This is a genomic window from Moorena sp. SIO4G3 (genome assembly GCF_010692305.1).
Classification (GTDB): domain Bacteria; phylum Cyanobacteriota; class Cyanobacteriia; order Cyanobacteriales; family Coleofasciculaceae; genus Moorena; species Moorena producens_A.
In genome coordinates this window covers 1-6,251 of record NZ_JAAHIG010000464.1, presented here as the reverse complement: position 1 = coordinate 6,251, position 6,251 = coordinate 1, and the positions used below count along the sequence as shown (strand labels likewise).

The 6,251-nt window shown below is 43.5% G+C and carries 5 protein-coding genes and 1 pseudogene; all 6 read right to left on the bottom strand.

All coding sequences use genetic code 11. The features are described 5' to 3' along the window. Positions 1-65: 65 nt before the first annotated feature. Positions 66-818 (bottom strand): lysylphosphatidylglycerol synthase transmembrane domain-containing protein, encoded by a 753-nt coding sequence (locus tag F6J99_RS40105; protein ID WP_293121739.1) that lies wholly within the window; start codon positions 816-818, stop codon positions 66-68. A gap of 288 nt (positions 819-1,106) precedes the next feature. Beyond that, positions 1,107-2,537 (bottom strand): Coenzyme F420 hydrogenase/dehydrogenase, beta subunit C-terminal domain, encoded by a 1,431-nt coding sequence (locus F6J99_RS40100; RefSeq protein ID WP_293121737.1) that lies wholly within the window; start codon positions 2,535-2,537, stop codon positions 1,107-1,109. A 43-nt stretch (positions 2,538-2,580) separates the two neighbouring features. Further along, entirely contained in the window at positions 2,581-3,786 is a 1,206-nt protein-coding gene (locus tag F6J99_RS40095; protein ID WP_293121734.1) for a polysaccharide pyruvyl transferase family protein, read from the bottom strand. Positions 3,787-3,948: 162 nt separating this feature from the next. Next, positions 3,949-4,971, bottom strand: coding sequence for an NAD(P)-dependent oxidoreductase (locus tag F6J99_RS40090; protein WP_293121732.1), 1,023 nt, complete (start codon positions 4,969-4,971; stop codon positions 3,949-3,951). An 81-nt stretch (positions 4,972-5,052) separates the two neighbouring features. Next, positions 5,053-5,781: a class I SAM-dependent methyltransferase gene (locus F6J99_RS40085; RefSeq protein WP_293121730.1), complete on the bottom strand. Its 729-nt coding sequence runs from the start codon at positions 5,779-5,781 to the stop codon at positions 5,053-5,055. Between the two features lie 30 nt (positions 5,782-5,811). Then, positions 5,812-6,251: pseudogene (locus F6J99_RS40080) on the bottom strand (hypothetical protein); the annotation flags it as partial.

Here is a 6,251-nt window from a genome sequence, read left to right as displayed (position 1 = left end):
ATGTAATATGGAAAAGCTTTTAATTTGCAGTAGTCAAACATTTACAACCTTTACTTACCTTGAAGTTAAATATAATTGTTTTTGGAGCCGAAGGCAAGTGCACTAACCCAGACATTCATGACCGCTAAGAAGTAGAAGATTAGAGAATTAATTAGAGCCCCCCATAGTGCCCCTGGGTCACTCTGATAGGCCAGCACTGCTTGCCGAAATTTCTCAATCTTGGCGAAGAGTTTCTGCAGCAAGGGTACACGCCTTGCCAATAGCTTCTGGGTCAACCGGAATGGTCGTTCGTCAATAATCAACCAGCAGATCAATGCAATGCCTATTGACCCGATGGCAAGGCCAATAGTCAACCAGGGCAGGTTGAACAGATGCAGGTTGACCACTACTGCCACCATTGCTAACACGACCAGGGTGGCCAAACCAGTGAAACGTTCCACAAAGACTGAGGCTACGGCATCGGCGTAGCGTCCAGTGTAGCGCCCTAATTGATGCATGCGGACTACATCGCCCCCAATGCTGCTTGGCAGCACCAGATTGAAGAATTGACCAACCATATAGTAAGCAAACAGTCGCCAAAGATTAACTGCCAAGCCACGAGAGCGCGAAAGCATGTACCACTTGAAGGCGCTAGATAGATTAAGCAACAGCCCAAACCCAATCGATGCCAACAAAAATGGTGGTTTGACGTGAACGAAGGTGTCTAACAAATCCCGCCGTCCGTCAGCGCTGAACAGCCCTGCCTTGTGAACAACATATACTAGTAGTGCAGTTGTGCCAGCAATGCGGACAAAACGTAGTGTCGAGTTTTTCGGCATTCCAAGAGCTTGTTAAAGATTTTTCATTGGTAATTGGTAATTAGTAATTGATAATTAGTAATTGATAATTAGTAATTGGTAATTGGTTTACTATCTACTATTACCAGATTGAGGTTTTGGAGTTTTGCTCATCTATAGCAATCCTAAATCATTTGTAAAATCAGCAAAATCTGGAATCGTTGCTGGGCAAGGGTTATAGCGTTCGCTTTGGCCAATATATTTCATGAATCATTTAGGACTGCTATATACTGATCATTAGATTTACCTTACTTACTTGATCTAAATTATTTATTGGGTATCCAAGGCTGGGTCTTGGTTTTGCTTTTGTTTTGCTTGTTTGCGTAATCGCCGTGCAGCCTTGAAGGCTTTGTAGCGCATTTTCACTGCTGTAAACACTTCCCCGAACCGTGAGAAAAAGATGGCCAGCATCAACTGGCGCATCCATTTGCGCTTAGAGAAAATAAAGGTAGCCTGACGCAAACCCTCGTGACGGTGGTCTTCTTTAGTTGGTGGGGAAATCGGTAAATGGTACTGGGGTGCAGATATTCCCTGGGCTTCACGCCACTGGATACGCACGAAGGGAGAGACACGTTTGTCACGGTAGAGGTGATCAAAACTGGCTTCGACTTCCTGCTTACCTAAAGGCATAGCGGTAATATAGCCCAATTCACGCATCTGTTGTAGAATCTTTTGACCACGTTCCGTGCGGCACATGACCATGCTTGTACCTTCCGGGTGTAGGTACTCGCCATCCTCACCGCGCACCCAGAAGTCGGAAACTGAAATATCCGCAAACTCAGCACTATAGTCAGGACACATCAGGCAACGCTGGGGTGTATAGAGATGGTAGAGGTAATTATAGGCACCATCCTTGTAATCAAACCTGTGCAGGTCGAGGCGCTGACCATCAAGGGTTTCGATCTGAAACTTGCCAGGGAAGTTACCACCACGATAGAAGAACCGCTTGATCTTCTCTTGGGGAAGACGACGGTGGGATAGCAACTCAGTAGTACCTTCTTTTTCTAGGGTGCCGTGGCAAGCTAAGCCAATGGTGAAGATTTCCCGACGTACCAAAGGCTTATAGACCTTCTCCAATTTGCGTAAACCCTCAATCTGACAGCCTACACCGACAAAGGCAAACTTGCCTTCCAGTTTTTTGACGTCACGTATGACTTTGGCATGGGGTACAACACAATACTTGGAGCCAGCCGTGGCGCGAATTTCTGCCTCGGTGCGGCAAATCACAGGTGTGGGTGTGATGGGATCATCGGGCTCATAACCCACAGTCAGGGCAGCATCAATTATCCCTTCTTTGACCATACCAATCAGCAGTTGGGAAACGAGTCCACCACCACTACCTTCTGCCTGCACCTGGGGATTATTAGCGAAAGTCAAAAAGGCGCTCTCGTAAATGCCACCAAGCCCCTCTGGTGCCTGCTCAACGCCGAACATTTTCTTATACTGAGCAGTGTAGTCAAAGTCTATACCCGGACAAACTTTTACACAGAGTCCACAGTCAACACAGGTTTTAGTATCAATAACTGGGTATCGGTGTTCGTCAAAGGAAATGCAGTCTACAGGGCAGATGGGATCGCAAGCACCGCAGCGGGTACACAGATCCTTGGGAACCACATACAATGGCTCAGTCTGCTGCTGTTTGTGAAGTGGCAAATAGCCATCTTCAGACATGCTTAATTCTGTTGCCTTCGATTTTTTCAAATAATTTTACCTCTCTGTACTCAAAGGATGAGTAGACAATGGCTCAAGCGGTAACTTGCACCTCAGATTGCTGCCCCTGGGCCAACAATTGGCTCACCAGTTCAACGCTACTGCGGGCTTTAGCTTGCTCCCGCTGCACCAGTGGTGTCATGGCCGCTCGCGTTTCATGACGCTGTTCCCAAGCAGACTTAATTAAATTTGTCAAGGTATTGGTGGTTAGTTCATCAAAGTTGATCAACCAGTTGTCCTGACCAATGGTTTTCATGAAGCCTGCTGTTTTAGGGTAGGAGTTAATGGCCACTACAGGGGTGAGAACTCCTGAAGCCAGAATTACGGAATGAGTCCGCATCCCCACATGGACTTCTACCCGCTGTAGCAAGCCAGCAATTTCCTGGTAGGTGTAAGTCGCATTACTGATTACCCGGATGCGATCGCGTCGCTTGACATACTTCAAACTCTCGTTGGTAATCTTGGTATCCATGACTTGGGTGATGGTATACATAATCTCAATGTCTAATTCCTCAATCAGTCGGTCGAGAGTAGACCCGATTGCCTGCAAAAAGGGTTCGCGCCCAAAAGTCTTGTTATCCTTGCGCCAGTTATCGATGTAGGCATTGATATTGAAACCAATAGTGCCTTTCGGATTTTTGAAAAGCCCCTCTTTGCCTATGATCTCCTCCATGCGTTCTGTTGGTGGCGGGGTAGTGTTGATGGCGCAATCCGCATTGATGTAAACGTCCTGGTAATTCAGTTTCTGTTGGTCAAGCAGTTGCTTTGATTGCTCATCTCGCAGGATCAGCATTGGGCTAGCATCAAGAACTCTTTGCAAAGCATACTTGCCCAGTGATGTGGTAATTGGTCCTAGACTGGCGTTGTAAAGTGCGATCGGAATACCGCGTGCCTTACAAGCTGGGGCGATTAAGGAAATTGTGGAGAGATAGTTAAACAGTGGATTGAGTAACTTGCGATCAAACAGAATGTTATCGGTTACTAGCACCAGATCAGCTTGCAACATTGCTCGGAAAGTTGGCAAACCAAAAATCTTAACAGCACCATTCCAAGGCATTAATCCAAGTGCCTTGATATTGTGGTGGCCAAAATGACGTTTAACGAAGCGTGGGTTGAGAGTTGGTACTATAAACAACGCATCGGGATGTGCTGCAGCAATATCATCGAGCAGATTGCCTAAAATAGCAGCATCTCCCGCATTGCGACCTGAAAAGTTACCGAGAACTGTAATTTTTTTCATTTTTTACTCAATCACTAGCAAATTCTTACGTTTTCATGGGATTAACTATCCCAATAGTTGTGACAAAAATTTAGGAATAATAATAATCAGAGCTTAATGATTCAACTTACTCATTCAGTATAACCAGCCAGTTTTCACTGATTGAATCCCCATTAACCCAAATCAAAGAGATATCCATCCTTGGTCAAGATACCATTGGGCTAATTCCTTTAACCCTTCTTCATCGGAATGGACAGGCACAAACCCCAGTAAATTTATCATCTTTGCTGTGTTAAATGAACGGTCTTTCGTATAAAACGCTAGCCGTCTTCTATAAATAGGTGGTTCTATACCCAGGGGACGACAGATGAATTCCAAAAAATCCCCTAAGGCAAACAGTGGAGCACCTGGCAAACTAATAAATTTAAAGGAAAGTCCATAGTATTCACTAATAATATAGACCATTTTTTTGAAAGTAATAGCCTCCTTACTGCCACAAATAAAAACTTCTCCCACTGCTTTAGGATGGGTTGCTGATAGCAGAAAAAAATTGGTCAAATCATCAACATGAATTAAGTGCAGTAAGTTACTGCCATTGCCAATTATTGGTATCCACTTACGGCAAACCATTTTGAAAATTTTCAAAAACCGTTTCTCCCCAGGACCATAGATTCCTGAGGGTCGAACCACAGTGACTGGTAAGCCTTCCTTTTTAGCAAAATCTCTGATCCACAGTTCACCCTCTAGTTTGGTTTCTTGATATATATCTCCAGGATTCATTGGACAATTTTCATCACCAGGAGGATTTTCGACATGACCATGAACACCAATTGTTGAAACGTGAACAAAACGCTTAAAATCTGGTTCTTCTAAAGCGTATTTGGCTAGCAATTGTGTGCTTAAAACGTGGACATTATAGTAAACATTGTCAGCAGATTTTGCTTCTCGAAAAGGAGTTACAATATGAAATATATAGTTAACTCCTTTTATGGCTTTCTTGATTAACTCTTCATCAAAAACATCCCCTCTAATCCATTGAATTTTAAGGTCATTGAAAGGCTCAAGTTTAGAACTAGGACGTGCAATAGCGACGATATCTAAACCTTGTGCCACTAATTTACGTACAAGAACTGAACCTGTAAACCCTGTAGCTCCAGTCACTAAGACGCGACTGCCAGTTGGGAGTTTGAATTGAGTATCTTCCATATTCTACTTTCTGAGCTAACCTAAAAAATATTGGAATTTCACCAAGCAAGTTTATACAATTAATTTTAATCGGCATCTGGCTTAAGTCTTGGTAAGCTTTAAAATTACTGGTGAACCAAACAAATTAGTCAAGCCTGATAGTCGAGCTAACTTCTCCATAAATGAAGATAAGCTAGGAGATTTTAAAGCGCGATGGAGTACCATAGGCACAAAAAATTGAGGATAGCGCTCAGCTTTGCTCAGACCAATAGATTTAAAAAATTCTAGAAGCTCATGTTCTTTATAACAGATAAACTCTCGTGTATTTCCTTCCAACCCTTTCTTGAACTTAAATAGATAGGGGGCAATAGCATTTACGCTCCTCACTGTAGGATAGTCTAGGATTACTGCTTGCTTTGCTACTCGATTTAGTTCTGTTAAAAAAGACTGCCATTGAGTGACATGAGCAAGGAATCGATAGCTGATCACAACATCAAACGCTCCGTCTGGGTAAGGGAGATCCAAAACATTGCCCACCTTGAATGAACAAAGATTAGCATCAATAAAATTCTGAATCCTCCCCTTACAGACATCTGCACTACCAAGCACAGTTAATTGATAACCATTTTGAATCAGAGCCCCGGTCAGTTGACCATGTCCTCCTCCCACATCAAGGATGGTGGCTTTAGGATAAGGAGTCAGCATTTTCAAGGTTGCCTCTTCCTGGACTTTCAGTAGCCAAGCCCCAATTTCCCCAGCAAAACGGGAGGCATAATCCTCAGAAGATGTTTCGATATCGGCTGTTTCGGGAAAATCACCTGTAGAAACCACTGTTAAATTCCTTTAGTCATTTGTTTATTTTTAATTGCTATTTTTTCTAGACCGAATTGCTAATTGGTTACGAATAAATCGCCAGGGGTTTTCTAGAGAACCATAGGCCTGAATAGCTGTCATAGGATTCAGTAGCATTTCCTTGATATCTTTTCCTGGTTTTTCTGAACTCAAGGAACCCTGGATAGTAAATCCAAAACTTCCAGGACGACAAGATTCAGAAGCCAAAGGAAGTGGATCGCTTCCTGGTAAGATCCGCCATCCTTTTTTCTCTGCTTGTGTGAACAAAACTGGTCGTGACCAGAATACAGGACGTCCACCATTGTCTCCTAGAAAAAGCTTGGGAAAATTCTTGTCTTCCAAGAGCTTATATAATAGTTTTCCCCGATTTCCGATCCATTTACCAACTCCCCAGGGGAGTATAGGGATTCCCTCCGCAGACAGAATTGCTTTAATGGTTACGTCTAAGA

Coding starts and splice junctions, on each gene's coding strand:
- F6J99_RS40105 (WP_293121739.1), bottom strand. CDS start 818: ATGCCGAAAAACTCGACACTACGTTTTGTCCGCATTGCTGGCACAACT.
- F6J99_RS40095 (WP_293121734.1), bottom strand. CDS start 3,786: ATGAAAAAAATTACAGTTCTCGGTAACTTTTCAGGTCGCAATGCGGGA.
- F6J99_RS40090 (WP_293121732.1), bottom strand. CDS start 4,971: ATGGAAGATACTCAATTCAAACTCCCAACTGGCAGTCGCGTCTTAGTG.